Below are 24923 nucleotides of genomic sequence, written 5' to 3' on the forward strand. Positions count from 1 at the left end.
TCCAGATCCAGGTCACTGCCCACCGACACCACCGCGTCCAGCAACGCGTGCACCCGGTCACGGGTGGCCAGCACGGCGTTCAACCGGACCTGGAGTTCGGCCAGCAGTTCGTCGAGTCGCATGTTCGGCATGAGTGGATCAGGCACGTTTCACATCTTCTCAGCAGCGCGGCGAGGGGTCACCCTCGGCGTGCTCTTCGCTGCCCGGCGGTCCCGCCGGTGTGCGGCACGCCACCTCGCACGGCCGGGTATCGGGGACCTTCGTCCCTGTTCAGGCCGCGCGGCACGCCGAAGACTGAGATCACGTGCCAGGCACTCGACGGAGACACTCGACGCAGACACCGGAGGACGGGCAGGATGTCGGCGACCACCACCGCGCCCCGCGGGCTCTCATCGGCCGAGGCGGCTGCCCGCCTCGATCGCGACGGACCGAACCTGCTGCCGGAGAAGCCCCCGGTGCCGCTGTGGCGCCGGATCCTGTCCCAGCTGCGCGATCCGCTGATCCTGGTGCTGCTGGTGGCCGTGGTGCTGACCATCGTCACCGGCGACTGGAGCGACACGACGGTGATCATGCTGGTGATCGTGGTCAACACCGCGGTCGGCGTGAGCCAGGAGATCAGGGCCGACCGCGCCATCACGGCGCTGACGCGGCTCACCGCCCCGGCCGCCCGGGTGATCAGGGACGGCGTGGAGCAGCACGTGCCGGCCGCCGACGTGGTGGTGGGCGACCTCCTGGTGCTGGCCGAGGGCGACATCGTGCCCGCCGACGCCAGGGTGACGCAGTCGGCGGCCCTGCTCGTCGACGAGTCGGCCCTGACCGGTGAGTCGGTCCCCGTGGAGAAGGCGCGTGAGGAGCAGGTGTCGTCCGGAACCGTCGTGGTGCGGGGCCGTGGGCGGGCGGTGGCCGGCGCGACCGGCGTGGCCAGCGCGACCGGCCGGATCGCCGCCCTGATGGCCCAGGGGTCGGGCCTGACCCCGCTGCAGCGGCGCCTGATGGGGGTCGGTCGCCTGCTGGCCGGTGTCACCGTCCTGCTGTGCACGCTGGTGCTGGCCCTGGGGCTGGTGCGCGGCCAGCCGATCGAGCTGATGGTGATCACGGCGATCAGCCTGGTGGTCGCCGCCGTACCGGAGTCGCTTCCCGCCGTCGTGACCTTGAGCCTGGCGCTGGGCGCCCGCCGGATGGCCGCCCGCAACGCGCTGGTGCGCAGGCTGCCCGCGGTGGAGACGCTGGGCTCGGTGACCGTGCTGGCGACCGACAAGACCGGCACGCTGACCGAGGGCCGCATGGTGGTCAGGCGGCTGTGGACACCCGCCGGTGAGGCGGCGGTCTCCGGCTCGGGCTACGGGCCGGACGGCGAGATCACCCGGGAGGGGACCCTCGATGACCGGAGCCTCACCGGCCTGCTGACCGCGGCCGCGCTGTGCAACGACGCCACCCTGTCCGCCGGCGACGGGGGAGAGTGGATCGCGATCGGCGATCCCACCGAGGCGGCGCTGCTCGCGGCCGCGGCCAAGGCGGGCCTGCGCCGTCCGGAACTGGAGCGCGGCCTGCCCCGGTACGCCGAGATTCCCTTCGACAGCGGGCGCAAGCGCATGACCACCGTGCACCGGCGGGCCGGTGGCCGGGGCGCCGTGGTGCTGTGCAAGGGCGCCCCTGAGGCGCTGCTCCACGCGGCTGCCCTCGTGGACGAGCCCGCCCTGCTGGCCAGGGCCAGAGCGCGGGCCGACGAGCTCGCCCGGGCCGGCTACCGGGTGCTGGCCGTCGCCAGGGCCGACCTGGCCGAGGTACCGCAGGACGCCGAGGAGCGGGGCCTGTCCCTGCTCGGGCTCGTCGCGATCATGGATCCGCCGCGCGCCGCCGCGGCGGCGACCATCGCCGCGTGCCGGCGGGCGGGCATCCGGCCGGTCCTGATCACCGGCGACCATCCGGGTACGGCCCGCGCCATCGCCACCGACCTGGGCATCATCGACGCCGGCGACGCCGTGGTCGACTGCCGCGCCGCCGAGGGGCTCGACGGGCAGAACGCCGCCGTCTACGCCAGGGCCACCCCCGAGGAGAAGCTGGTCCTCGTCCAGAGCATGCGCGAACGCGGCGAGATCCTCGCCATGACCGGCGACGGCGTCAACGACGGGCCCGCCCTGCGCCGCGCCGACATCGGGGTGGCCATGGGCAGGCGCGGCACCGAGGTCGCCCGCCAGGCCGCCGATCTGGTGCTGGCCGACGACGACCTGAACACCGTGGTGGCGGCGGTCGAGGAGGGTCGCCGGGTCTACACCAACATCCGCCGCTTCCTGGTCTACGGCCTGTCCGGCGGCGCGGCCGAGATCGCCGTCATGCTGCTGGGCCCGGCCGTCGGCCTCGCGCTTCCGCTGCTGCCCGCCCAGATCCTGTGGATCAACCTGCTCACCCACGGGCTGCCCGGGGTGGCGCTGGGCGGCGAGCCCGCCATCCCGCAGGCCATGGCGACACCGCCCCGTCCGCCGTCGCAGAGCATCCTGGGCGCCGGGCTGTGGCAACGCGTCGTCCGCGTGGCCGTCGTGCTCACCGCGGTCTGCCTCGGTGTCGGCGTGTGGGCCTACCAGACAGGCCGCCCCTGGCAGAGCATGATCTTCTTCGCTCTCGGCGCCGCCCAGCTCGGCGTGGCGCTCGGCTCCCGCACCCGGCCGGGCTCGCTGGCCAACCCGCTGCTGCTGCTCGCCGTCGCGGGCGCCTTCGTCCTGCAACTGGCCGGGCTGTACCTGCCGCCCCTGCAAGAGCTGCTCGGCACCGAGCCGCTGGCCGCGGGCGATCTCCTCATCGTCACGGCGCTGTCGGTCCTCGGCTACGCCGCCGCGCGCCTGGACCGGATCCTGCACCGATCGCGGAAGTGACGTCGGCGGTGGGTAGGACCGTTCGCGGGCGAGGTGACGTCCGGCAGCGGCGAAAAGCCCGGAATCGGGGATGAACGTGCTTTCGCGGTCAAGAGCCTGTCATGGACGGCGTGGCTCCGTTGTCCGGGTACGCGGACTGCCGTACGACGGCAGGAGACATCACCAGTCATCACTGCATGCAGGGGGAAAAGATGATCTCGCGCGGTAAGCCGGACAAGAATGCCATGGTCGCGATCACCTTCTCGTTGCCCGGCGAGGTCACCGGGCCGGTCTCAGTCGTCGGCGACTTCAACGACTGGGACCCCTACGTCCACCCGATGACCAAGGGCCCCGACGGCCGGCACGCCGTCACCGTGACGGTGCCGCAGGGGCTCACCTTCGCCTTCCGCTACCTGCGGGACGGCGGCATCTGGTTCGACGACCCGCAGGCCGACGAGTACGACGCGCGAGGCGGCATCCTCCACGTCCCGGCCTCGGACGCCGGCCGTCCGGCCGCCAAGGACAGCAAGGACAGCAAGGACAGCAGCGACGAGCCCGAGCCGGTGTCGGCCTGAGGCGCGGTGTGATCGTCGCCCGGTCGCCGTCCGGCTCGGTGCCGCGACGGCGGCCGGCTTGGCACCGCGACGGCGGCCGGCCCTTCCAGACATAGGGGGCCAGGGCGCGCTGGTGGTCAGACCAGGCAGGTGCCGCGGGACAGGGCGGCGACCGCCGAGCCGAGCGTGGCCTCGGCCATGAGCTTGGCGAACGCGGGAAGCGTGCCGGCCCGCTGCCACAAGGCCCGCTGCCGGTCCGCGCCGGTGCCGCGCTGGACGAAGGCGGCCAGCAGCGTGCAGACCGGCTCGGCCAGGGCGACGCGGTCGGGCAGCGCGGCCGCCGCGCCGAGCCCGTGCCGGGCGGCGGCCGACAGGTCCGCGGCCACCTGGTCGTCGGTCAGCGGCGTGACGGGCACGCCCTCCCGGATGTCCGCCACGGCGGCGGCCATCAGCTCCCGCACCAGCGCGGCGACGAGCACGGTGTCGTCGACGCTGAGGCAGGTGTCCATGACGCGCACCTCGACGGTCGGGTAGCGGGGTGACAGCCGGGCGTGGAAGTAGGCCGAGCGCTCGTCCAGGATCTTGCCGGTCCTGACCAGCTCGCGCACCTCGGCGTCGTACTCCTCGACGTCGCGCCAGGCACGCGGGGCCACCGCCGACGGCCATCGCGACCAGCGGAGGTACCGCCGGCTCGCCCAGGCGGTGTCCCGGTGTCCGGCGATGGGCGAGTTGGCGCTGATGGCGAGCAGCGTCGCCAGCCATGGCCGCAACCGCCCGATCACCTGCAGTCCCAGCTCGCGCGACGGGACGCCGACGTGCACGTGGCACCCGCAGGTGCCGGTCGTGGCCACCAGCCGCGGATAGCGCTGGGCCAGCCGCCGGTAGCGCGGATGGTCGGTGAGGGGCACCAGGTCCGGAAGGAATCCCGGTGCGACCCCGGAGGCCACCAGATGGCAGCCGACCTGCTCTGCCGCCGTCGCCGCGATCACGCGCCGGCGGGCGACCTCCCCCTCTACCTGGTCGATCGTCGCGCAGACGCCGGTGACCGTCTCGAGCTGATAGCGCAGAGCCTCGGGTTTGATGCCGTCGTGGCCGTCGAGACCGGCCAGTACCTGCGTCGCCATGGGAGCGAGCACGCCGGTGTCCGAGTCGAGGAGGAAGAACTCCTCCTCGACCCCCAACGTCAGCGGGAACGCGCCGGGGTCCGACCGTGTCATGACTCCAGTATCGGCGTCTGGAACGTTCCGTACAGGGGGCTGAGGTCCCGGATCCGGCGCCGAAGAGCCCGGCCGTCCGTCCCGTTCGTCAGCGTGGCGGCCGCGACGACGATGTCCCGCGCGGATGGTGAGCAGGCACGGCTGTTCACCACGACCATTTGGGCATCGGAGCGTCCACGAAGCGGGCGATGTCGCGCTGTGTGACGACGGCCAGCTTGTCGGCGAGATCGGCGAGTGCGCGCGAGGCCGCGAGCTCGTCACCGATCTCGGGGATCGACGGATCGGTCGGATTGCGCCGCGCCCGGCCGGTTCCGGACAGATGCGTGCCCTCCCTCGTGATGAGTTCGGCCTTCGCCGTGGTGTCGTCTCCGTCCTCGGCGATGTAGATCTGCACGGTCCACTGTTTGGCTTTCATGGTGCCGCTTTCCTCAGCCAGGTGTCGGCTCTCCACGATGGAGACTTCACTCCCATCCACCCCCGCTGCGAGCCGCCTGCCAAGAGGCGAAAGGCCCCGGGTGCGGCGGCGAAGGTCACCTCCCGCACCTCCCGCCGCCCAGGCGCACGGCGGTGACCTTGTACTCCGGGCACGACGTCACGGTGTCCGCCTGGCCGGAGGTCAGGCTGTTGACCCCGCTGGACGGGAAGTGGAAGGCGCAGAAGACCTGCCCGGGTACCGTCTCGTCGCTGATGCGCGTGGTGAGGACGGCGCGACCGTGGCGGCTCTCGACCGTGACGGGCTCGCCCTCGCGCAGGCCGTACCTGGCCGCGTCGGCGGGGTGGAGATCGAGCCGGTCGTCGGGGTCGAGCCGGATGTTGCCGGTACGGCGGGTCATGCTGCCGGAGTTGTAGTGCGCCCATCGGCGTCCGGTGACGAGGATCAGGGGGTAGCGGTCGTCGGGCGTCTCGCCCGGCGGCAGGTAGGGGCAGGCGGCCAGATGGGCGCGCCCGTCCGGCGTCGCGAACCGCTCCCGGTAGAGCTTGGCCTGCCCCGGCCTGTCGGGGTCGGGGCACGGCCAGGCGATGGCGCCCTCCCGATCCAGCCGCTCGTGGGACAGCCCGGCGAAGACGGGCGCGAGCCGCCCGCATTCGGCCAGCGCCTCGGCAGGCGTCCGGCAGCCGAGCTCGACGCCGAGGGCCGCGGCGAGGGCGTGGACGACGGCGAAGTCGGCGCGGGCCTGCCCCGGCGGGTCGAGGGCGGGGCGCACCCGCTGGAACCGGCGGTCGAAGTTGACGAAGGTCCCGTCCTTCTCCAGCCAGGAGGCCACGGGCAGGACGACGTCGGCGCGTTCGGCGGTCTCGGACAGGAACAGCTCGTCGCAGACGACCAGCGGGCAGGCCTCCAGGGCCGCGGCGACGCGGGTGGTGTCGGGGTCCGTGGCGCACACGTCCTCGCCGATGATCCACAGCGCCTTCAGCTTCCCCGCGCGGGCGGCCGCGAACATCTCCGGGATGCGCAGGCCTGGACGGGCCGGGACGGGGACACCCCACACCGTCTCGGCCCTGGCCCGCGCGGCCGGATCGGTGACCTTGCCGTACCCGGGCAGCAGATCGGGCAGCGCTCCCATGTCGGAGGCGCCCTGGACGTTGTTCTGGCCGCGCAGCGGGTTGACGCCGTAGCCGCGCTCGGTCCCGACCGCGCCGCGCAGGATCGCCAGGTTGGACAGCGCGCGCACGCCGTCGGTGCCGTGCAGGTGCTCGGTGACGCCCAGGCCGTAGACGATCGCCGGCCGTTCGGCCCGCCCGTAGAGGCGGGCCGCCGCGACCACGTCTGCGGCCGGGACACCGGTGACGGCGGCCACCCGCTCCGGCGGGTAGCCGGCCAGCAGCGCGGTGAGCTCCGGCAGGCCGCTCGCGCGGCGGCGCAGGAACTCCTCGTCGATCAGGCCCTCGGCGAGCAGCACGTGCGCCAGCCCGTGGAAGAGGGCGACGTTGGTGCCTGGCCGGGGGCGCAGGTGCACGTCGGCATGGCGGGCCAGGCCGACCGATCGCGGGTCGGCGACGACCAGCCGTGCCCCTCGCAGGACACGCTGGAGCAGGCGCGCGCCGATGACGGGGTGCGCCTCGACCGGGTTCGCGCCGACCACCAGCAGGCAGTCGGCCCGCTCGACGTCGTCGAAGCCGTCGGTACCGCCGGACAGGCCGAACGCGGCGGTCAGCCCGGCGGCGGACGGGGCGTGGCAGAGCCGGGAGCAGTTGTCGACGTTGTTGGTGCCGATGGCGACCCGCATGAACTTCTGGACCAGGTAGTTCTCCTCGTTCGTCGCCCGCGCGGAGGAGATCGCCGCCACCGCGTCCGGACCGCCCGAGGCGACGGCCTCGCGCAGGCCGCGGGCCACATGGTCGAGCGCCTCGGCCCAGCTCACCGGCTCCAGGCGGCCGCCGCGCCGCAGCAGCGGCCGGGTGAGCCGTTCGGGCGAGCGGCGGAAGCCGTGGGCGAAGCGGCCCTTGACGCAGGCGTGGCCGCGGTTGACCGGGCCGTCCCGGTCTGGCAGGACGGCCGCCACCTCGCCGTCCCTGGTCAGCACCTCCAGGGAGCATCCGACTCCGCAGTAGCCGCACGTCGTGCGGGTCCTGGTGGCGATGGACGCCCTGGCGCCGAGCGGCAGTCCCGGCTCGGTCAGCGCCCCCGTGGGACAGGAGTCGACGCAGCCGCCGCAGGAGACGCAGTCGGAGCCGGCCCACGAGCCGCCGGTGCCGGGCGCGACCACCGTGTCGAAGCCCCGGCCGGCGAGTGTCAGGGCGAAGGTGCCCTGCACCTCGGCGCACATCCGCACGCACCGCCCGCAGGCGATGCACAGATCCCGGTCGAGACGGATGTAGGGATGGCTGTCGTCGACGCCCCGGCCGGCCGGGCCCCGGGCCGCCTCAGGGCCGATGCCCAGGGCGGCGCAGACGCGGGTCAGCTCGGTCGCCTCCGCGCCGCCGTCCAGGGCGTACGGCGGCAGGGCCGAGACGATCAGCTCCACCGCCTCGCGGCGCAGCGTCCGCGGCTCCTCGGCGGCCACCTCGATCACCGCGCCGTCCGCGGCCGGGGTCACGCACGCGGCCACCACGGCGCCGCCGCAGCTCACCAGGCAGGTACGGCAGGAGCCGGCCGGGCTCAGCCGGTCGTCGTGGCACAGGCTCGGCAGCTCCACGCCGGCCGCGCGCACCGCGTCGAGCACCGACGCCCCGTCGGCCGGCGTGACGGCCGTCCCGTCGACCGTGACCCTCACCCGCTCCACCCCCGCAGCCGCTCGCCGTAAGCCCGGACCAGGCTGCGCACGGCGGCGGGAACCCGCCGGCCGAAGGCGCACAGGCTGGCCGCCCCCATCACCCGCAGCAGCCGGGCGTACTCCTGCCCGGCCGGCGCCCCGGCCGTCACCAGGTCCAGACCGCGGCGGCAGCCGACCCGGCAGGGGGAACAGGCGCCGCAGCTCTCGGCGGCGGCGAACTCCCACACGTGCCGCAGTACCTGCTCAGGTTCCGCCCGCGCGTCGAAGGCGACCAGCCCGGCATGCCCCAGCGCCGCGCCACGGCGGGACAGCTCGGCGTCGGTCAGCGGCACGTCCAGCCCACCGGCGGGCAGGAAGCCGCCCAGCGGCCCGCCCACCTGCAGCACGCTCAGCTCGGCGCCGTCCCGCAGGCCACCGCCCAGCCCGGCGACGATGTCACCCACGGGCGTCCCGAGCTCGACCTCGTAGCAGCCGGGCCTGGCGAACCTCTCCGACAGGCAGACCAGCTTCGTGCCGGTTTCCGGCCTGGTCCCGCGCCTGGCGTAGGCGGCCCCGCCCCGTCCTACGATCCACGGGACCGCGGCCAGCGTCTCGACGTTGTTGACCACCGTCGCGGCGTCCCACAGGCCCCGTTGGGTGGGGTACGGCGGGCGCGGGCGCGCGGTGCCGCGCCCGCCTTCGAGACCCGCGATCAGCGCGGTCTCCTCGCCCGTGACGTACGATCCCGCGCCCTCGACGACCTCGATGTCCAGGTCGACGCCGCTCCCGTGAACCGCGCGCCCCAGATGCCCGTCGGCGCGCGTCCGATCGACCGCCGCCCGCATCCGCGCCCGCGCCCGCGGGTACTCCGAACGCACCACGACGACGCCACGGCCTGCCCCGCAGGCGAAACAGGCCAGGGCCAGCCCTTCGAGCACCCGATCCGGATCGGCTTCCATCAGCAGCCGGTCGGCGTAGGAGCCAGGGTCGCCCTCGTCTCCGTTGGCCACCACCACCGTGCGAGCCGCCGGAACCGCCGCTGGATCCGCTGTGCCCTCCCCCGGCCTGTCCGCTGACCTGGCCGCCGGGTCCTCACCCCTCCTGCCCGGTGACCTGACCGCTTTCCCGGAAACCGACCCGGACACCGCGCCGGATACCGCGCCGGATACCGCGCCGGACACCGCGCCGGCCGCGGCGGCCCACTTGGCGGCCACCGGGAACCCCGCTCCGCCCCGGCCGCGCAGGCCGGAGGCCGCCACCTCGGCGCGCAGCTGCTCGGGCGTCCACGTGCGCACCACCTCCGGCCACACCCGCCAGGCCTGCTCCCCGGCCACGACTCCCGCCAGGACGACCGGATCACCGGTGGCGTCGGCGAAGGGGATCGGCGGCGCCTGAGGCTCGGCCCGGCCACACAGCTGATCGGCCAGCGCCGGCCCGGTGCAGGCCGTCTCGCCGTCGAGGCAGGCCGGACCGGCGTAGCAGTAGCCGAGGCAGCGCACGGTCTGCAGCGAGACCTGCCCGTCGGCGCGGGCCGAGTCGGCGGCGACGCCGAGCGCCTGCTCCACACCGGAGACATGCCGGCCCAGGGTGGCGGCGAAACAGGCGGCGGCGGTGCACACCCGCACGTGGCGACGGCCGTGCCGGGCGACCAGGTCGGCGTAGAAGGTGGCCGGTCCGAGTCCTGCCGCGGCGGGCAGGCCGTATCGCCTGGCCACCTCGGGCGCCCACCCGCCGGGGCCGCCGTGTGCGCCGCTCTTCGCCGCCTCGGACAGCGACTCCACCAGCCGGACGCCGGCGCGCCCGCGCCGGGCGGCCAGCGCGCGGAAAGCGTCGAAACCCGCATCCGCGCCCATCGTCCCCCCATCCGGTTCGGCCAGCCGCTCCTCAGTCGAGAACCTCCGAGAGCGGACGGCGGACACCACGCGTGGCCTCGGACGTGAACCCCAACCGCATGATCATCTGCGGGTAGGCGCCTCCGCACAGCTCCTCACGCAAGAACTCTCGCAGCAGCGGCACCTCCAGCGCCTGCGTGTGGAAGGCCGCGCTCACCCCGTACGCGCACGCGTACAACAGCACCCGCTGCAACGCCTGACCCGCCGCGATCCACTCCGACCTGCCGTCCTTCGCCGTCGTCAGCACCGCGACCACCCCGGTCGCCACCGCCGACTGCTCGCCCTCGATGCCCCACGGGTAGTCACGCTGCGGGAACCCGGTGTCGGCGGGCTCACGCGGATAGGCGTCGGCCGGCACCCCGTCCCGGCGCGCGCTGCCCGGCGGGCGGGCCCACCGCCGGGCCTCGGCATCCTGCGGTCGGGCAGCCTGCGCCGCCTGCGTCACCGCGGCCAGCATCCGCACGCCCGCCTCCTGGCCGACCGGCATCAGCCTGGCCCGCTCGGCCGCCGCCTGCCGTACCAGGGCCTCCACCAGCCGATCGGGAACCGGCACGGCGGCGAACCCCGCCCGGTGCGTGCGCCGATGCTCGATCTCCCCGTACAGCAGGCGGCTGACCTCGTCGGTCACCATCGCCTCGCCCGGCCGCACGGTCGCCAGCAGGTTCGGCCGATCCGGATCCGGCAGCACCCGCGTCACCGGGGCCCACCCCCGCTCGCGCAGCACCGCGCGGATGTTGAACAAAGCCGCGCCGCAGCCGATCAGCATCTCCCTGCCCTCGGGATCGCTCACCCGCAGCCTGCGATCGGCGTCAGCGCGCACGCAGATCTCCTCGCCGTACACCGCGAACGTCCACGGCTGGCTGTTGTGCACCGACGGCGCCCACGTCGCGGCCTGCAACGCCGCCTGTATCGCCTCCGACCGCATGCCGACCACCTCCACCGGTGTCCATCCAGCCAATCACCGGCCACACTCCGCGGTCAGGGCCAAAGGTCCTTGTCCTGTCACCGTCAGCCGCCCAGGGCGGGGCATGATGCCGGCACAGACGGTTGGAAGATCTCCGCGAGGTGGGACTTTGGTCCCACCGATCGCGGACTTTCCGCCCGTCCGTACCGTCATGCGATCATTTACCGTTCGGATGGGGGGATCCATTCAACGGCGGCGCCCCGGCGATGTGGCGGTGATGGCCATGGATGACCTGACGTGGGGTGAGCGGCACAGCCTGGCACGGATCGAGGCAGGGTTGGTCAGGGAGGATCCGGCGTTCGTCCACCGAGTGAGGCTCATCAGCGATCTCGCACCGCAGGCGGCTCTGCACCGAACGCGTTCGAGGAGCTGGTCCGCTCGGCTCGCCAGGCATCCCGGGTGGGTTGTCTTGCTGGCCGTCGCGGTGGTGGTCCTCCTGCTACTGACCTTGACGACCTGATCCGGTCGACTACGCCGTCGACCCGGCCACGGAACTGGAACCGGTCTTCGCGGCCCTGGTCGAGGTGCAGGCAGCGTGCGCGAGTGCGTGGTTTGCTTGCGGATCTGCCGGATATCGGATGTGTCGTCCGGGTAGTCGCGGCCAATCAGGTGGCCGACCGGACAGTCCCGACGGGGATCATCCTGCGGTTGAGCAGAGCCTTGAGCGCGCTGCGTTGCATGGTGCCGGTCAGGGTCTGAGCACGATTTTGCCGTGGGTGTGTCGGCGTTCGAGTTCGGTGTATGCCTGGCGGACCTGCGTCAGCGGGTAGACGTCGGCGATCGGGACTTCGAGGTGTCCGTCGGCGATCAGGGCGGCCAGTTCGGCAAGTACCTCGGCGCCCGGTCTGGCGTTGGTTCCGGGTTCTGTCTTGACTCCGTACCTCGCGGCTGACTGCCTTGGCCATTGTCTTGCTTCTCCTTCGATGCACGACGCGCGGCTGACCTCGGGAACGGGAATGGCAGGCACCGGTGTGCCCGTCACCAGGGCACCGTTCCGGCGTCGTCGAAGAATCCGCCGGTCGGTCCGTCGTCGGGCAGGGTCGCGAGGCGAATCGCGATGGCCGCGCCCTGTTGTGGTGTACGGACGCCGCGAAAGCCGTTGAGGTCGGTGGCGGTGAAACCGGGACAGCCAGAATTGATCAGGATGTTGGTGTCACCCAGTTCCTTGACGTATTGGATGGTGAGGGCGTTGAGGAAGGTCTTCGAGGCCAAGTAGGCGGCCGGAACCTGGCCCATGTCGATGCCGGGTGTGGTTTGCAGGGCGAGCGAGCCGACGCTGCTGGACATGTTGACGATCCGTGGTGATGCCGAGTCGCGCAGCATCGGCAGCATCGCGTTGGTGACCCGGATGACCCCGATCACGTTGGTTTCCACGACAGCTCGCACGGTCGCGGGATCGACCGTGGTAGGTGTCTGCGGCACGCCGCCGGTGATCGCGGCATTGTTGACCAGAACATCGAGCCCTCCGGCATGGCCGGCGATCAGCTCGGCCGCCGCGGCCACACTTGCGTCGTCGGTCACGTCGAGCGGCACACCGAACGCATCGGTCCCGGCCGCGCGCAGCTTCTCCACCGCGGTGTCGCGGCGTTGCCGATCGCGCGCGCCCACACCGATTCGCCAGCCGAGCGCGCCCAGGCCAGCGGCGATCTCGTATCCGATTCCCTTGTTCGCGCCGGTCACCAGCGCAATCGTCCGTTCACTCATACCGTCGATCATGTTGCGGACTCGGGTGGGGCGTCCAAGACCGGTCGGGTGGGCGGCGATACCGCACGGGTATTGGTCGTGGTCAGCGCCGGATACGATGAGCGGGTGGAGACGCGGGAGTTGCGATACTTCGTCGCCGTCGCCGAGGAGCTGCACTTCGGGCGGGCGGCACAACGGCTCGCGATGGCGCAACCACCACTGTCGCGGGCGATCCAGCAGCTGGAACGGCGACTCGGAGTCGTTCTGCTGCACCGCACTACTCGCGCCATCGCCTTGACCGAGGCCGGGTCGGTGCTGCTGCGGGAAGCCCGGACCGCGCTCGACGCGGTCGAAGCCGCCGAGCGGCGAACCCGCCGTGCCGCGGGCGACCAGCCGGGTGTGGTGCTGGCCGCCAAGGCCGGAGCGTCCAGGGAACTGTTGTCGAAGCTTCTGGACGCCTACGCCGCTGAACCGGGCTCGGTGGCAGTCGAGGTGATGTTGTGCGGGCCGGGCGAGCCGGAAAGTCTGCTGCGCACCGGGCGTGCCGACGTTGCTCTGCTCCACCGGCCTTACGACACGACAGCCGGATTCGACACCGAGGATCTGCACACCGAACAGCAGGTCGTGGTCCTGCCCAAGGGTCATCCCCTCGCCAACCGGGCGCATCTGTCGTTAGTGGAGGTCAACGCCCAGACGGACCTGCCCCTGCCGCGCTGGCCTGGACGAGATGGCGGCTATCCGGACGGCCCCGGCCCGCAGGTGCGCGACCATACCCAACTGTTCCAACTGATCACGCTCGGACTGGCCTGCGCCGTCGTACCCGAGTCGCTCCGAGACCAGCTACGCGACGACCACGCCATCGTGCCGGTGCCGGACGCACCGGCCGTCACGACCGTCATCGCCTGGCCACCCCACAGCAGATCCAAAGCCGTCGCCGACCTCGTCCGCACCGCGACACGCCTCTAGCCGATATCCCCTGCACAATCCGAGGTTCTCCCGCTGGTCACAGCAATATCGTCTTCCGGTCAGCGACTGGCGACAAGATCCGACCGCTCATGCCGGATTGACGATGTTCAGCCGTGACCACCACCGACGACAACGTCATGGCCGGCAACAGTTAGGCGCCGGCCCGCGGGGCGCAGGGCATCCGCCAGCCGGTGCCGAACCAGTCGGCGAGGTAGCGCTGCATCTGGAACATCTCAGCGTGCTGGCTGTCGCGTACCGTGCGGGCGAAGTCGGCGACTTCCCGGTGCTGGACGCGCCCGTGCATGAGCAGTTGCTGGGACATCATCACCGCCACCATGTGGTGGGGAATCATGTCTTGCAGGAACGTCTCGTCAAGCGCGTCCCCCGACAGCTTGGACAGATCGCGCATCATCGGCCGGTAGGGCACTGCCTGCCGGCTTGGGTACCACGTGGCCAGCCAGGTTCTCATGGCGGTGATCTCGGCGGTCTGCGTCCTGACGATGGACGCGCCGAGGGTGCGCATCTCCGCCCGGCCTGAGCGCTGCAGCTGGCGGGCCGCCTCGATCGCTTCCTGGTGGTGGGCCACCATCTGGGCCAGGTAGTCGGCCTCGTCGTCCGCCACGATCCGGTGCGTTGCTCCCATCGGCCGGCAGGGCTGCTGCCATCCGGCGGCCGTGGCGGTGGGTACCGGCCGGCGGTCGGCGGTGGCGAGGACGCCTCCGCTCACCGCTACGGCGGTTGCCACAGCTGCGGTTGTCAGCGTCGCCACGGTCATGGAGCGTTTCATGTCATCCCTCCGCCCCTTGAAGGAGGTGTCTGTTTCAGACTCCTCCCCGCCCGCATTCCGCGCCCAGAGCCGTTAGGCCTGCTCACCGGGGTCCATGGTCCTGCCGGCCAGGCAACGTTCGAAGAACGCCTCCTGCGAGCAGGTCAGGCGGCGGTGAGCGTCAGCGACCAGCGGGCGAGGGCGGCTTCGAGCGACGCGCGCGACTTCTCGTCAGGCTCCGGCACGTCGGTCGCCCAGGCCACATACCCGTCGGGCCGCACCAGCAGGGCCGTGCAGGACCCGGCGGAGCGTCCCCGCACCTGGGGGTGCCCCCAGTCCCCGCCGGTGAAGTCGATCAGCAGCGGCCCGGCGTCCCTGGTCAGCTCGGCCAGTCGCGCTCCGTCGTCGAGGATCAGGTCGGGCGCCCACCGGCCCACCAGCGGATGGTCGCCTGCGGCGTAGCGGATGTCGTTGCCCGACATGAGATCGGCGACGCGCCGCAGGCTGTCCGGGTCGGCGAGCAGTTCGGTGAACAGCTCGCGCAGCCCGGTGACCTCGCTGCCGGGGGCGACGAGGGCGGCCTGGGCTCGCGTGGACATGATCACTCGCTCGGCGGCCGGGCGGCGCTCGGCCTCGTAGGTGTCCAGCAGGTCCTCCTCGGCCCGGCCGCCGATGACGGCGGCCAGTTTCCAGCCGAGGTTGACCGCATCCTGCAGGCCGAGGTTGAGCCCGGGGCCGCCGATCGCGGAGTGCACGTGGGCGGCGTCGCCGACCAGGAGCACGCGCCGGTCGCGGAACCGTTCGGCCAGCCGGGTGTTGCCGCCGGTGAGCTTGCGCAGCAGGTGCGGCCCTTCGCCCTCGGGCGCGCCGAGCTCGATGTCGACGCCGAGCACCCGGCCGATGCTGGCCCGCAGCTCGGGGATGGTCAGCGGCCCTTCGGCGTCCTCCTGGCTCCATTCGGTCGTGGTGACCAGTGGCCACGGGCTGGAGGGCAGCGGCGCGTAGACGAACATGCCGCGCTCGGTGCGGTGATGCAGCATCGGCGGGATCGGGCCGTATCCGGGCAGGTCCAGCCCGCCGGTCGCCGGGTCGACGAGCTCGGCGGGCACCCTGGCGTGGGCGGTGCGCGAGATCGTGTGGTCGGTGGTCACCCCGGGGAAGGCGATCTCGGCGAGCTTGCGCGTGATGCTGTGCCCGCCGTCCGCGCCGACCAGGTAGCGGGCCTCGATCCGGTACGGCCCGGCCGCACCGGAGACCTCGATGACGACGCGGTCCTCGTGCTGGGTGAAGCCGGTGACCTCCTGGCCCCGGCGGATCTCCACGCCGAGCTCGATCGCCCGCTCCTCCAGCATCTGCTCGATCTTGCGCTGTGGGGCCAGCAGGATGTGGAGCGGGTTGTCGTCGAGCATGCGCAGGTTCAGCGGCAGGGCGCCGAACACGAAACCGGGGGTCGGCGCGGGCGGTTCGGTGGTTCCGGCGAGCCGTTCGTACAGGCCGCGCCGGTCGAGCATCCGCACGACCTGGCCGACCAGTCCGTTGGCCCGGCTTTCCTGGGTGCGCTCGGGGAGCCGTTCCACGACCAGCGGGCGCACGCCGGCCAGGCTGAGCTCGCAGGCCAGCATGAGACCGTTCGGGCCTGCTCCGGCGATGACGACGTCTGTGACCATGACACCTCTCCTAGGGTGTTCGAGGGCATGACGGATCGACCGGCGCGCGGCCGGTTGATCTCGCGGGTGGGGGTCAGGGCGTGGGGAGCCCCGCGGTGAGCTGGCGGAAGGCGTCGCGCAGCAGTTCGGCGACCGGAGGCCGCGAGTCGGTGCGCAGCAGCAGGTCCGACACCGCCGACAAGGCGGCGGCGACCGACCCGGCGACCAGGTGCGGGTAGAGATCGCGGTCGAGATCGGTGCCGGTCCGCTCGGCCACGGTGGCGGCCAGTTCCTCCTGCGCGGCCCGGCTCGCCCGCAGGAGCTCCCCTTGGATCGCCGGGTGCTGCAGCATCAGCCTGATGCCGGCGTTCCAGCCCTCGTCGGAGGGCGCCTCGTCCTCGGTCATGCCGAGGGCGAAGCGTGCCGCGACGGCCTGGACGATGGCCTCCCACAGCGGCTCGTCGGCCGGCCTCGCACGCAGTTCCCGCGCGATCTGGGCGGCCCGCTCGCGATGCCGCGCGGCGATCGCCTCCGCCTTGCTCGAGAAGTAGTTGTTGAACGTGCGGGGTGAGACGCCCGCCTCGGCGGCGATGTCCTCCACCTTGACGTTGTCGAAGCCGCGCTCGACGGTCAGCCGGATCGCCGCCCAGCTGAGGGCGATCCGCAGCTCTTCCTTCTTGCGCTCTCTCAACCCCATGAGATCACTCTACACAAAGGTGCGTGTCACGCAATCTTTCGTGGCACGCATCTTTTGGGAGCCTGGACCTCGCGGCCGCCTCTTCCTCGGCGCTGGACAGCGGTCGCCGTCGCAGGGCGGCGCGGCCGTTCCGCTGTGATGTTCACCCGGGCTTCCTCGGCCGTTGCCGGGAGATCAGCCGGGCGCTTCCGTTCACTCCCACAATCAGGACGTGGCTCACGAGACGTGGGCGATTCCAGGGATTTGTGAGACTCCGGATGCCCGCGTGGCAGGCGGAGATGGGGAGCACGGCATGCAGCACCACTCCAGCGGATCGTCGGCCTCCAGCCGCCGCTCGTTCCTGCGGGCCACCGGGCTGGCCGGCGTCGGCACGGCGGCCGCGATGGGCCTGACGGTCACGCCGGCCGCCGCGTCGGAAGCGGCCGCCTCGAGCGAGGCCGGGACGGCCGGATGGCGGCCCGACACGGACAGCCCGCGTTTCACCGTGGCCGTGATGCCGGACACCCAGTACCTCTTCGACGACACGAGCATCAGGCCCGAACCCGTCGAGGCGTCCTTCCGCTACCTGCTGGACAGGGGCCGCGAGGACAACATCGTCTTCCTGGCGCACCTGGGCGACCTCACCCAGAACGGTCTGAAGCACGAGTTCGAGCCGATCGGCAAGGCCTTCGAGCTCCTTGACCGGCGGGGCCTGCCGTACAGCGTGCTGGCCGGCAACCACGACATCGACTCCTCGACCGACGACCAGCGCGGCGCCACGCCGTACCTGGACGCCTTCGGGCCGCGCCGCTTCCGCCGCTCGCGCTCCTTCGGCGGGGCCAGCCCCGACGGGTACAACACCTTCCACACCTTCCGCGCCGCGGGCCGGGAGTGGCTGGTGCTCGCGCTGGACTGGCGGCCGTCGGCGGCGGGCATCGCCTGGGCGGCGGACGTCATCAGGCGGCATCCGACGGCGCCGGTGATCCTGACCGTCCACGAGCTGATCTACGCCGACACCTACGGCGAGGAGGGCCGCTTCTCCGACTTCGGCGCGCAGGTGTGGGACCGGCTCGTCGCGGGCAACGACCAGATCTTCCTGGCCCTGAACGGTCACTACTGGCCGCCCGCGCGGACCACCAGGAAGAACGCCGCGGGCAACGACGTCCACGCGCACATCGCGAACTACCAGAACCGCTACTACGGCGGCGCCGGGATGATCAGGCTCTACCGGTTCGACCTGTCCAGGAACACGATCGACGTCGAGACCTTCTCCCCGTGGCTGCTCGGCCAGGACGACGGCCGCCTCAACGCGCTGGAGCGCCTGGAGATCGAGCAGACGGGCCCGCAGGACTCCTTCTCGGTGGCGATCGACTTCGATCGGCGCTTCGCGGGATTCGCACCCGTCGTCCCCCGCCCGTCGCGGCCCGCGCCGTCCATGGTGATCCCCGGCACGGTGGCCTACTGGCGCTTCGACGGCGCCCACGAGGACGGCTCGCCCGCCGCCGACACCGTGGCGGATCTGTCGGGCCGCGGCAACGACCTCACCAAGGTCACCGTGCAGGGCAGCCCCGCGACCGCGCTGACCTGGTCCGCCCAGCACCACCCCGACCAGCCCGGGCACGGCAGCCTCTGCTTCGGCGGCGCCAAGAGCCCGCTGCGCGGCGCCTACCTGCAGACCGTCCCGACGGCGCCGATCAACACCGCCACCTTCCCCACCGGCTACACCGTCGAGGCCTTCGTCAAGCTGCCCGCCGACTGGGATCCGGGCCAGAACGGCTGGGCGGCCCTGCTCAGCCGTTGGGGGCTGAGCAGGGAGGCGGGCAAGACGCAGGGCGACCCCGACGAGCCGGTGGCCACGCTCAGCCTGTCGCCGGGCCGCGAACCGCAGTGGGCCGTCTACCCGGTGAACCTGCAGGGACCCGTCACCAACTGGGGGCACGAACTTCCGCTCGACACGTGGTGGCACGTCGCCGTCGTGAACGACGGCCGCCACACCACCATGTACGTCGACGGCTGCCCCGTCGCGCGCAACCCCGCCACCAAGGCGGTGGGCCTGTCCACGGTGGGACAGCCGTGGCTGCTGGGCGGCTACGAGTACGGCGGCAAGCTGGACCAGGTGCTGCACGGCTGGGTCGGCGACGTGCGCATCGTCGACCGGGCCCTGCCGGTGGAGCAGTTCATGAACGCGTGACGCAGGCAGGGCGCCGGGCAGGGCTCGCCGCGGGTCGCCGGCCAGCGGCGACCTGCGGCAGGTCGCTCGGGTGCGGGGGTTACGCTGGAGTGGTGGTGGGGACCCGTACCGCGGCGGTCCTCATGACCGCCGCGTTGCTGACGGCCGCATGCGGAGCGCAGGGTGACGGCCCGGCCGGCGCGCTGCCCACCTGGCCGTCGGCCCCCGCCGCCGCTTCCGCCCCGGAGACCGTTCCCGCCGCGTTGAGGTTCACCGCCAGGACCCTGGACGGCAAGGATTTCAAGGGCGAGAGCCTGGCGGGAAAGCACGTGGTCTTCTGGTTCTGGGCGCCGTGGTGCGGGAACTGCTGGGACGAGGCGCCGGCGGTCAGGGCGAACGCGGCGAAGTTCGGTGACGTCGCCTTCATCGGTGTCGCGGGCCTCGACACCGAGGCGGCGATGAAGGACTTCGTCCAGCGCACCAAGACCGGCACCATCGTCCAGCTCTCCGACGACAAGGGCGTGGTGTGGACCAAGCTGGGGGTCACCGAACAGTCCACTTTCGTGTTCATGAGGCCGGACGGCTCGACCAGGCGGGCGTCGGGGCCGCTCACCACCGAAGAGCTGACCGGTTATGTCACCGCGACGCTGGCCGGCTAGCACGACGCCCCCGCCGGGGCCACGACGGCGGTGAACGCCGACCTGCCGCTCGCGCTGGCCCTCACCGCGGGCACCCTGGCCGCCTTCAACCCGTGCGGCTTCGCGTTGCTCCCGGCCTACCTGGCCATGCTGCTGTCCGACGACTCGGAGCCTCGCTGCCGTCCCGTGCCGCGGGCGCTCAAGCTCTCGCTGGCCATGACGGGCGGGTTCGTCACCGTCTTCGGCCTGTCCGGCCTGGTCCTGACCCCGCTGGCCGTATCGGTCGGGCAGTACCTCCCCTGGCTGACGATCGTGATCGGCGTCGTCCTCGCCGTCCTGGGGCTGTGGCTGCTGAGCGGCAGGGAGCTGTCGCCGCGCATCCCGAAGCCGGCCACCGGCCGCCCGGCGATGTCGGTGGGATCGCTGTACGGGTACGGGCTGACCTACGCGGTGGCCTCGCTGTCGTGCACGGTCGGCCCGTTCCTCGCCGTCGTCTCCGCCGCCCTGGTCGGTGGCGGGGTGCTCGGCGGGCTGGCGGTCTTCGTGGCCTACGCGCTCGGCATGGGGCTGGTGGTCGCGTTTCTCTCCCTGGCCGTCGCGCTGGCCAGGGACGCGGTCGTGGGCGGGCTGCGGCGGGTCCTGCCGTACGTGTCACGGATCGGCGGCGGCCTGCTCCTGCTCGCCGGGCTGTACGTCGCCTACTACGGCTGGTACGAGCTGCGCGTTTTCACGGGCGCCCCGAGCGGCGATCCGATCGTCGGCGCCGCCAGGGCCGTGCAGCGAACGGTGGCGGGATGGGTCGGGGCCCTGGGCGCCGGCTGGATCGCCGTCGCGCTGGCGGTGGCCGCTCTCGCCGCGTTCGGGCTGGGGCACGGCCGTACCGGATCACGCCGGAAGTGAGCGCGGGAAGTGAGCCTGGGAAGTGAGCGTGGGAAGTGCGCGCGGCACGCCGGGCGGCGGGCGGCGGGCACCGCTCCGGGAGTGGCGCCGGCGTCACCCCGCTGAAGCCAGGGGTGCCCAGGCGAACTCGCGCATGCCCTCGGCGAACCCGATCGCGGCCGTGAACCCCAGCTCCGCACCCGCGAGGGAGGGCGAGGCCACGATGTGGCGCACGTCGCCGAGCCGGTACTCCCCCGTCGTGACCGGCGCGGGACCGCCCCGCTCGGCGGCCAGCGCCGCGGCCATCTCCCCGACGGTGCGCGGTTCGCCGCTGGCGACGTTGTAGGCGACCAGCGTGCCGGGCCGCCCCGCCCCGAGCGCGGCCAGGTTCGCCCGCGCCACGTCGCGCACGTGCACGAAGTCGCGGCGCTGCCGGCCGTCCTCGAAGACCCGGGGCGCCCTGCCCGCCTCCAGGGCGGAGCGGAAGATCGCCGCCACCCCCGAGTACGGCGTGTCCCTGGGCATGCGCGGGCCGTAGACGTTGTGGTAGCGCAGCGCCACCACCGTGCCGCCGGTCTGTCTCGCCCATCCGGCGGCCAGGTGTTCCTGGGCGAGCTTGGTCGTGGCGTAGGCGTTGCGCGGGTCCGCCGGCGCGTCCTCGCCGATCGGGGCGGGGCACAGGCCGCCGCCGCATCGCGGGCAGCGCGGCTCGAACACCCCCCGTGCCAGGTCCTCCTCGGCGCGCGCGGCGGGGCGGACCCGGCCGTGCTCGGCACAGTCGTAGGCGCCCTCACCGTAGATCACCATCGACGAGGCCAGCACCAGCCTGCCGACGCCGTGCCTGGCCATCGCGGCGAGCAGGACGGCGGTGCCGTGGACGTTGATCGAGGCGTAGTCGGGGAGGTCGGCCACGTCGACCCCCAGCCCCACCTTCGCCGCCTGGTGCGCGACGGCGTCCACGCCGGGCAGCAGCCGGTCCAGTGCCACGCCGTCCCGCACGTCGACGCCGTCGCGCAGGTCGAGTCCGACCACCTCGTGGCCGGACCCGGCCAGGGCCGCGCGGACGTGGCCGCCGATGAACCCGGCCGAACCGGTGAGAAGTACCTTCACGCTGGCGAGACTACGACCGGCGCCGCGCCCGCCGTCCGGGAACGAGGTTCATCCCGGCGAGAGCGGCCGCGAAGCGGGAGCGCGGCGCCTCGGCCGCCACGCGGATCGTGTCCTGGAAGCAGTCGACGTCGGTCAGCTCCGGCATCACGGCCACCTGCAGCCCGGCCTGCCGCAGGCGCCGTAGCTGAGTGTCTCCCGTCGTGGGCCGGGACATCGGCACCCCCAGCACCAGCGCCGGGTCGGGCCGGCGCAGGCCGAGCAGCCAGAACCCGCCGTCCGCGGCGGGGCCGTACACCGCGTCCCCGGTCCGCAGCGCGGCGACCGCCTCGGCCAGCAGGTCCGCGGTCACCTGGGGCGTGTCCATGCCGATCACCACGACGGGCAGCGGGCACCGCCGGTAGGCGTCCTCGAACGCGGCGGCGAGGCGTTCGTCCAACGGCCCGCCGCGCTGAGGGATGACCACGAAACCGTCGGGCGAGCACGCGCCGGGCGGGCCGTCGAAGGCGAGGACCCGCCGGCGCACCCGGACCGCGGCCACGGCGGCCAGGGTGTCCTCCAGTGAGGCCGCCGCCAGGCGCGCGGCCTCCTGGGGGGTGAACGGCGGGGTGAGCCGGGTCTTGACCTTGCCGGGTAGGGGTTCCTTCGCGAGGACGACGATCTGCGCGGCGGCGCGCCGGAGCGGGATCATGCCTGTCCGTCCTGCTCGGCCAGCACCCGCCGCATGTCGCCGAGCGCCCGCAGCGTGCCGCGCACGGTGCCGGTGACCTTGGACCGGCCGGCGCGCGGAAGGTAGTCCACCTCGGTCTCGGCGATGCGCCAGCCGGCTCTCGCCGCGCGCAGCACCATCTCCAGGGGATAGCCGGACCGCCGGTCGGTCAGCCGCAGTGCCAGCAGTTCGGCCCGTCTGCAGGCCCGCATCGGGCCGAGATCGTGCAGCTGGACGCCGGTACGGCGCCGCACCGTCGCGGCCAGGACGAGGTTTCCGAGGCGGGCGTGCAGGGGCCAGCGCGCGCCGGCGCGGGGTATGCGGCGGCCGAGCATCAGATCGCACCCGCCCGCCAGCACGGGGCCGGCCGTCCTGGGCAGCTGGCGCGGGTCCATGGAGGCGTCGGCGTCCATGAAGCACACCACCTCACCGTCGGCGGCCAGGAGCCCCGCATGGCAGGCCGCGCCGAACCCGCGCCGCGGCTCGTTCACCACCAGCACGCCGTGCTCGGCCGCGACCCGTGCGGAGCCGTCGGTCGAGCCGTTGTCGACCACGATCGCGCGGTAGCCGTCCGGCATCCGCCCGAGCACCCACGGCAGGGCCGTCTCCTCGTCCAGGCACGGCAGCACCACGTCGACGGTCACAGCTTTCACGGTAGGGCCGACCAGGGCGGCGAACTCCTATGCGCCGGTGCGGTGTGCTCAAAGAGTTTCCAGCTCGGACCGGCCGTGGGCCTACCGTGGGAAAGGTGGTCGAGCGTTCCGGGGATCGGCCTGGCACGGCCGGCGAAGCCCCTGCCGGGCGGCCGCCTGCCCGCCAGGGCCGGCGGGTGCCGGTCGCGCTGGCCGTCTGGGCCGCGCTGATCGGGTGGTCCTTCTTCGAAGGCGCGGCCCTGCGCGCGCGGGGCGCGCTCCCCATCGACCGCCTGGCGCCGCTGCACGGCGACCTCCGCCTGCTGACGGTCACGCTGCTGCCCGCCGCCGTCTTCGCGGCCATCGCCGTCCTCACGTTGCCGCCCCTCGTGGCGCGGGCGCGCTTCGGCTGGGCGTTGTTCGTGTCGTACGGTTTCGCGCTGGCCTGGACGGTGCTGCTGGCGGTCTCGGACGACGGGCTGGCGGCGCCGCTCACCCATGCCACCGACTATCTCGCCGTGCTGCCCGCCGTGGGCAACGACCCGACGGGCTGGCTGGCCGGCTTCACCCGACACCTGCCTGACTATCCGACCCACGTGCGAGGGCATCCACCGCTGGCCGTCCTCGTGCTGTGGGCCCTGGCGGCGGCCGGGCTGCGCGGGCCGGCCTGGGCGGCGCTGCTGGTCGTCGCGGCCGGCTGCTCGGCCACCGTGGCGATCGCCGTGACGGTGCGACGGCTGGCCGGGGAGACGATGGCCCGCCGCGCTCTTCCCTACCTGGCGTTGACCCCCGCCGCGGTCTGGATCGCCACCAGCATGGACGCCTTCTTCGCCGGCGTCGGCGCGTGGGGAGTCGCCCTGCTGGTGCTCGGCCGGGCCTGGATCGCCTTCGCGGCGGGGCTGCTGCTCGGCGCGCTGCCGTACCTCAGCTACGGGCTGGTGCCGTACCTGCTCATCCCCGTGGTGGCCGGCGTGGTGGCCAGGGTGCCGCGCGCGACCGTGCTCGCGGCCCTGGCCGGTGCGGCGTCGGTGACGGCCGCCTTCGCCGCAGGGGGGTTCCTGTGGCCGGCCGGGGTGCTCGCGACATACGCCGAATGGGCCCCCGACCCGGGCGCCGCCGCCCGGCCGTACCTGTATTTCCTGGTGGCCGACCTGGCCGTGCTGGCCATGCTCACCGGTCCTGCGACGGCGGCGGGTCTGGTACGGCTCCCGCCGTACGGCGTGCGGGCCGTCGTCGCCGCGGCCGGGATGGCGGTGCTCGCGCTCGACCTCAGCGGGGTGACCCGTGGCGAGGTGGAGCGCATCTGGCTGCCCTACGCGGTGTGGATCGGCCTGGCGGCGGGCATGTCGCCGGGCCGCCGGTGGCTCGCGGCTCAGGTGGTCACGGGGCTGCTGTTGCAGGCCCTGGTTGACTCGCCTTGGTGAGCCGGCGACGTTCGCACTCGGTAAGAACCGAGGTAGTTGGCCAGGGATAGCGTCTGGGTACTGGATGAATGACATTCCGTAACCAGGGAGGCGCTGATGGTCGACACCGTGACGCTGCCACGGGGCGGCCCCGCCATGATGGCTTTCGTCCGCGTGGCCGTCGCCTGCTTGTGGATCCAGAACTCGGGCTGGAAGACGCCCGGTGACGACTTCGGACGGATGGGGCGGCGGGGGCTGTACCTGTTCACCGGCTACGCGGTCGAACATCCGGTGTTCCCGCCGTTCACGTGGTTTGTCGAGCATGTCGTGCTGCCGAACTTCGTCATCTTCGGCTGGCTGACGCTGCTCGTCGAGACCGCGCTCGGGGCGTTCCTGCTCGCGGGGCTGGCGACGCGGCTGTGGGCCCTGATCGGGATCGGGCAGTCGCTCGCGATCACGTTCTCGGTGCTCTACGCGCCGCACGAGTGGCACTGGTCCTACTTCCTGATGATCCTGGCGCACGTGGCGCTGTTCGCCACCGCCGCGGGCCGGTTCTACGGTGCCGACGGGTTGCTGCGCCCCTCCTGGGAGAGATCGCCCAACCTGCCGGCCCGGTGGCTGGTGAGGTTCTCATGAGGGCTCCGGACCGGTTCGCGCTCGCCCTGGGCGTCGCCTCGGTGCTGAGCGCCGTGTTCGTCTTCGTGCACGGCGACCCGTGGCAGCTGGTCAAGATGACCGGCCAGGCGGTCCCGGTCGCCATCGTCCTCGGCGTCCTGGCCTGCCTGGCCGGAGCGCTCCGGCGTCCGCCGATGCAGACGACCGCCGGTGCGCTGTTCGTCCTGTCCGCCCTGCTGGTTCTCGCGGAGCTGGCCTTCGGGTTCTCGCTGACCGCGGGCAGCGCGTCCACGGCGAGCCTCTGGCTGGGGCTCGGCATCGGGCTGGTGTCGGCGGGCCGTACGCCGCGGGAACCGTGAGGGC

At 72.9% G+C, this 24923-nt stretch carries 22 protein-coding genes; 9 read left to right on the forward strand and 13 right to left on the reverse strand.

The features are described 5' to 3' along the window. Positions 1–356 precede the first annotated feature (356 nt). Positions 357–2870 carry a cation-translocating P-type ATPase gene (locus ABZX22_RS30270; RefSeq protein WP_354915211.1) on the forward strand — a complete coding sequence of 838 codons (2514 nt, stop codon included), beginning with the start codon at positions 357–359 and terminating at the stop codon, positions 2868–2870. A gap of 191 nt (positions 2871–3061) precedes the next feature. Further along, positions 3062–3424 (forward strand): isoamylase early set domain-containing protein, encoded by a 363-nt coding sequence (locus tag ABZX22_RS30275; protein ID WP_354915214.1) that lies wholly within the window; start codon positions 3062–3064, stop codon positions 3422–3424. Positions 3425–3540: 116 nt separating this feature from the next. Here the strand turns inward: ABZX22_RS30275 and ABZX22_RS30280 are convergent, their stop codons facing one another. From ABZX22_RS30280 to ABZX22_RS30310, 7 genes are all read right to left on the reverse strand, one after another. Further along, positions 3541–4620 carry a YbdK family carboxylate-amine ligase gene (locus ABZX22_RS30280; protein ID WP_354915217.1) on the reverse strand — a complete coding sequence of 360 codons (1080 nt, stop codon included), beginning with the start codon at positions 4618–4620 and terminating at the stop codon, positions 3541–3543. Between the two features lie 145 nt (positions 4621–4765). Next, on the reverse strand, positions 4766–5035 hold the full coding sequence (locus ABZX22_RS30285) for a DUF1876 domain-containing protein (RefSeq protein WP_354915570.1): 270 nt from the start codon (positions 5033–5035) through the stop codon (positions 4766–4768). Positions 5036–5150: 115 nt separating this feature from the next. Next, positions 5151–7835 (reverse strand): formate dehydrogenase subunit alpha, encoded by a 2685-nt coding sequence (fdhF, locus tag ABZX22_RS30290; protein WP_354915220.1) that lies wholly within the window; start codon positions 7833–7835, stop codon positions 5151–5153. Beyond that, the gene (locus ABZX22_RS30295) at positions 7832–9667 is read right to left on the reverse strand and encodes an NAD(P)H-dependent oxidoreductase subunit E (RefSeq protein ID WP_354915223.1); all 1836 of its coding nucleotides are present in this window, start codon (positions 9665–9667) and stop codon (positions 7832–7834) included. The genes fdhF and ABZX22_RS30295 overlap by 4 nt, the downstream gene beginning before the upstream one ends. A 31-nt stretch (positions 9668–9698) precedes the next feature. Next, positions 9699–10631, reverse strand: coding sequence for a nitroreductase family protein (locus ABZX22_RS30300; RefSeq protein ID WP_354915226.1), 933 nt, complete (start codon positions 10629–10631; stop codon positions 9699–9701). Between the two features lie 727 nt (positions 10632–11358). After that, a complete protein-coding gene (locus tag ABZX22_RS30305) occupies positions 11359–11652 on the reverse strand; it encodes a zinc-binding dehydrogenase (RefSeq protein WP_354915229.1) in 294 nt (97 codons plus the stop codon). Next, positions 11649–12374 (reverse strand): SDR family NAD(P)-dependent oxidoreductase, encoded by a 726-nt coding sequence (locus tag ABZX22_RS30310; RefSeq protein WP_354915232.1) that lies wholly within the window; start codon positions 12372–12374, stop codon positions 11649–11651. Before ABZX22_RS30310 ends, ABZX22_RS30305 begins: the two co-directional genes overlap by 4 nt. 105 nt (positions 12375–12479) lie before the next feature. Here ABZX22_RS30310 and ABZX22_RS30315 point away from each other — a divergent pair, with 105 nt between their 5' ends. Further along, positions 12480–13319 carry a LysR family transcriptional regulator gene (locus tag ABZX22_RS30315; protein WP_354915235.1) on the forward strand — a complete coding sequence of 280 codons (840 nt, stop codon included), beginning with the start codon at positions 12480–12482 and terminating at the stop codon, positions 13317–13319. A 151-nt stretch (positions 13320–13470) separates the two neighbouring features. Here the strand turns inward: ABZX22_RS30315 and ABZX22_RS30320 are convergent, their stop codons facing one another. From ABZX22_RS30320 to ABZX22_RS30330, 3 genes are all read right to left on the reverse strand, one after another. Further along, entirely contained in the window at positions 13471–14094 is a 624-nt protein-coding gene (locus ABZX22_RS30320; protein WP_354915238.1) for a DUF305 domain-containing protein, read from the reverse strand. 155 nt (positions 14095–14249) lie between these two features. Further along, entirely contained in the window at positions 14250–15752 is a 1503-nt protein-coding gene (locus ABZX22_RS30325) for an FAD-dependent monooxygenase (protein WP_354915241.1), read from the reverse strand. Between the two features lie 73 nt (positions 15753–15825). Beyond that, the gene (locus ABZX22_RS30330; RefSeq protein WP_354915244.1) at positions 15826–16428 is read right to left on the reverse strand and encodes a TetR family transcriptional regulator; all 603 of its coding nucleotides are present in this window, start codon (positions 16426–16428) and stop codon (positions 15826–15828) included. Positions 16429–16720: 292 nt separating this feature from the next. Between ABZX22_RS30330 and ABZX22_RS30335 the strand changes: the two genes are divergently transcribed. The 3 genes from ABZX22_RS30335 to ABZX22_RS30345 all read left to right on the forward strand — a co-directional run bounded on the left by ABZX22_RS30335 (position 16721) and on the right by ABZX22_RS30345 (position 20115). Further along, a complete protein-coding gene (locus ABZX22_RS30335; protein WP_354915247.1) occupies positions 16721–18598 on the forward strand; it encodes a LamG-like jellyroll fold domain-containing protein in 1878 nt (625 codons plus the stop codon). A gap of 95 nt (positions 18599–18693) precedes the next feature. Next, positions 18694–19236 (forward strand): redoxin domain-containing protein, encoded by a 543-nt coding sequence (locus tag ABZX22_RS30340; RefSeq protein ID WP_354915250.1) that lies wholly within the window; start codon positions 18694–18696, stop codon positions 19234–19236. Between the two features lie 30 nt (positions 19237–19266). Then, entirely contained in the window at positions 19267–20115 is an 849-nt protein-coding gene (locus ABZX22_RS30345) for a cytochrome c biogenesis CcdA family protein (protein ID WP_354915253.1), read from the forward strand. A gap of 93 nt (positions 20116–20208) precedes the next feature. Here the strand turns inward: ABZX22_RS30345 and ABZX22_RS30350 are convergent, their stop codons facing one another. Genes ABZX22_RS30350 through ABZX22_RS30360 form a run of 3 tightly spaced genes read right to left on the reverse strand, consistent with a single transcriptional unit; the run spans position 20209 to position 22554 of the window. After that, on the reverse strand, positions 20209–21204 hold the full coding sequence (locus ABZX22_RS30350; protein WP_354915256.1) for an NAD-dependent epimerase/dehydratase family protein: 996 nt from the start codon (positions 21202–21204) through the stop codon (positions 20209–20211). A gap of 10 nt (positions 21205–21214) precedes the next feature. Continuing rightward, a complete protein-coding gene (locus tag ABZX22_RS30355; protein WP_354915259.1) occupies positions 21215–21892 on the reverse strand; it encodes a TIGR04282 family arsenosugar biosynthesis glycosyltransferase in 678 nt (225 codons plus the stop codon). Beyond that, positions 21889–22554, reverse strand: a complete 666-nt coding sequence (locus ABZX22_RS30360) for a glycosyltransferase family 2 protein (RefSeq protein ID WP_354915262.1) — start codon at positions 22552–22554, stop codon at positions 21889–21891. The genes ABZX22_RS30355 and ABZX22_RS30360 overlap by 4 nt, the downstream gene beginning before the upstream one ends. A 104-nt stretch (positions 22555–22658) precedes the next feature. On the opposite strand from ABZX22_RS30360, the gene ABZX22_RS30365 reads away from it, so the two are divergent. From ABZX22_RS30365 to ABZX22_RS30375, 3 genes are all read left to right on the forward strand, one after another. Beyond that, positions 22659–23966 carry a hypothetical protein gene (locus ABZX22_RS30365; RefSeq protein WP_354915264.1) on the forward strand — a complete coding sequence of 436 codons (1308 nt, stop codon included), beginning with the start codon at positions 22659–22661 and terminating at the stop codon, positions 23964–23966. 96 nt (positions 23967–24062) lie between these two features. Continuing rightward, positions 24063–24581: a TQO small subunit DoxD gene (locus ABZX22_RS30370; protein WP_354915267.1), complete on the forward strand. Its 519-nt coding sequence runs from the start codon at positions 24063–24065 to the stop codon at positions 24579–24581. Next, the gene (locus tag ABZX22_RS30375; protein ID WP_354915270.1) at positions 24578–24919 is read left to right on the forward strand and encodes a hypothetical protein; all 342 of its coding nucleotides are present in this window, start codon (positions 24578–24580) and stop codon (positions 24917–24919) included. Before ABZX22_RS30370 ends, ABZX22_RS30375 begins: the two co-directional genes overlap by 4 nt. Positions 24920–24923 lie beyond the last annotated feature (4 nt).

Origin of the sequence: Nonomuraea sp. NPDC003804 (genome assembly GCF_040610675.1) — a bacterium.
Taxonomy (GTDB): Bacteria; Actinomycetota; Actinomycetes; order Streptosporangiales; family Streptosporangiaceae; genus Nonomuraea.

What these genes read in the sequence shown, in the direction of transcription:
- ABZX22_RS30270 (WP_354915211.1), top strand. Translation starts at nt 357, where the DNA reads ATGTCGGCGACCACCACCGCGCCCCGCGGGCTCTCATCGGCCGAGGCG.
- ABZX22_RS30320 (WP_354915238.1), bottom strand. Translation starts at nt 14,094, where the DNA reads ATGACCGTGGCGACGCTGACAACCGCAGCTGTGGCAACCGCCGTAGCG.
- ABZX22_RS30280 (WP_354915217.1), bottom strand. Translation starts at nt 4,620, where the DNA reads ATGACACGGTCGGACCCCGGCGCGTTCCCGCTGACGTTGGGGGTCGAG.
- ABZX22_RS30285 (WP_354915570.1), bottom strand. Translation starts at nt 5,035, where the DNA reads ATGAAAGCCAAACAGTGGACCGTGCAGATCTACATCGCCGAGGACGGA.
- ABZX22_RS30375 (WP_354915270.1), top strand. Translation starts at nt 24,578, where the DNA reads ATGAGGGCTCCGGACCGGTTCGCGCTCGCCCTGGGCGTCGCCTCGGTG.
- ABZX22_RS30300 (WP_354915226.1), bottom strand. Translation starts at nt 10,631, where the DNA reads ATGCGGTCGGAGGCGATACAGGCGGCGTTGCAGGCCGCGACGTGGGCG.
- ABZX22_RS30330 (WP_354915244.1), bottom strand. Translation starts at nt 16,428, where the DNA reads ATGGGGTTGAGAGAGCGCAAGAAGGAAGAGCTGCGGATCGCCCTCAGC.
- ABZX22_RS30355 (WP_354915259.1), bottom strand. Translation starts at nt 21,892, where the DNA reads ATGATCCCGCTCCGGCGCGCCGCCGCGCAGATCGTCGTCCTCGCGAAG.
- ABZX22_RS30295 (WP_354915223.1), bottom strand. Translation starts at nt 9,667, where the DNA reads ATGGGCGCGGATGCGGGTTTCGACGCTTTCCGCGCGCTGGCCGCCCGG.
- ABZX22_RS30325 (WP_354915241.1), bottom strand. Translation starts at nt 15,752, where the DNA reads ATGGTCACAGACGTCGTCATCGCCGGAGCAGGCCCGAACGGTCTCATG.
- ABZX22_RS30310 (WP_354915232.1), bottom strand. Translation starts at nt 12,374, where the DNA reads ATGAGTGAACGGACGATTGCGCTGGTGACCGGCGCGAACAAGGGAATC.
- ABZX22_RS30275 (WP_354915214.1), top strand. Translation starts at nt 3,062, where the DNA reads ATGATCTCGCGCGGTAAGCCGGACAAGAATGCCATGGTCGCGATCACC.
- ABZX22_RS30335 (WP_354915247.1), top strand. Translation starts at nt 16,721, where the DNA reads ATGCAGCACCACTCCAGCGGATCGTCGGCCTCCAGCCGCCGCTCGTTC.
- ABZX22_RS30370 (WP_354915267.1), top strand. Translation starts at nt 24,063, where the DNA reads ATGGTCGACACCGTGACGCTGCCACGGGGCGGCCCCGCCATGATGGCT.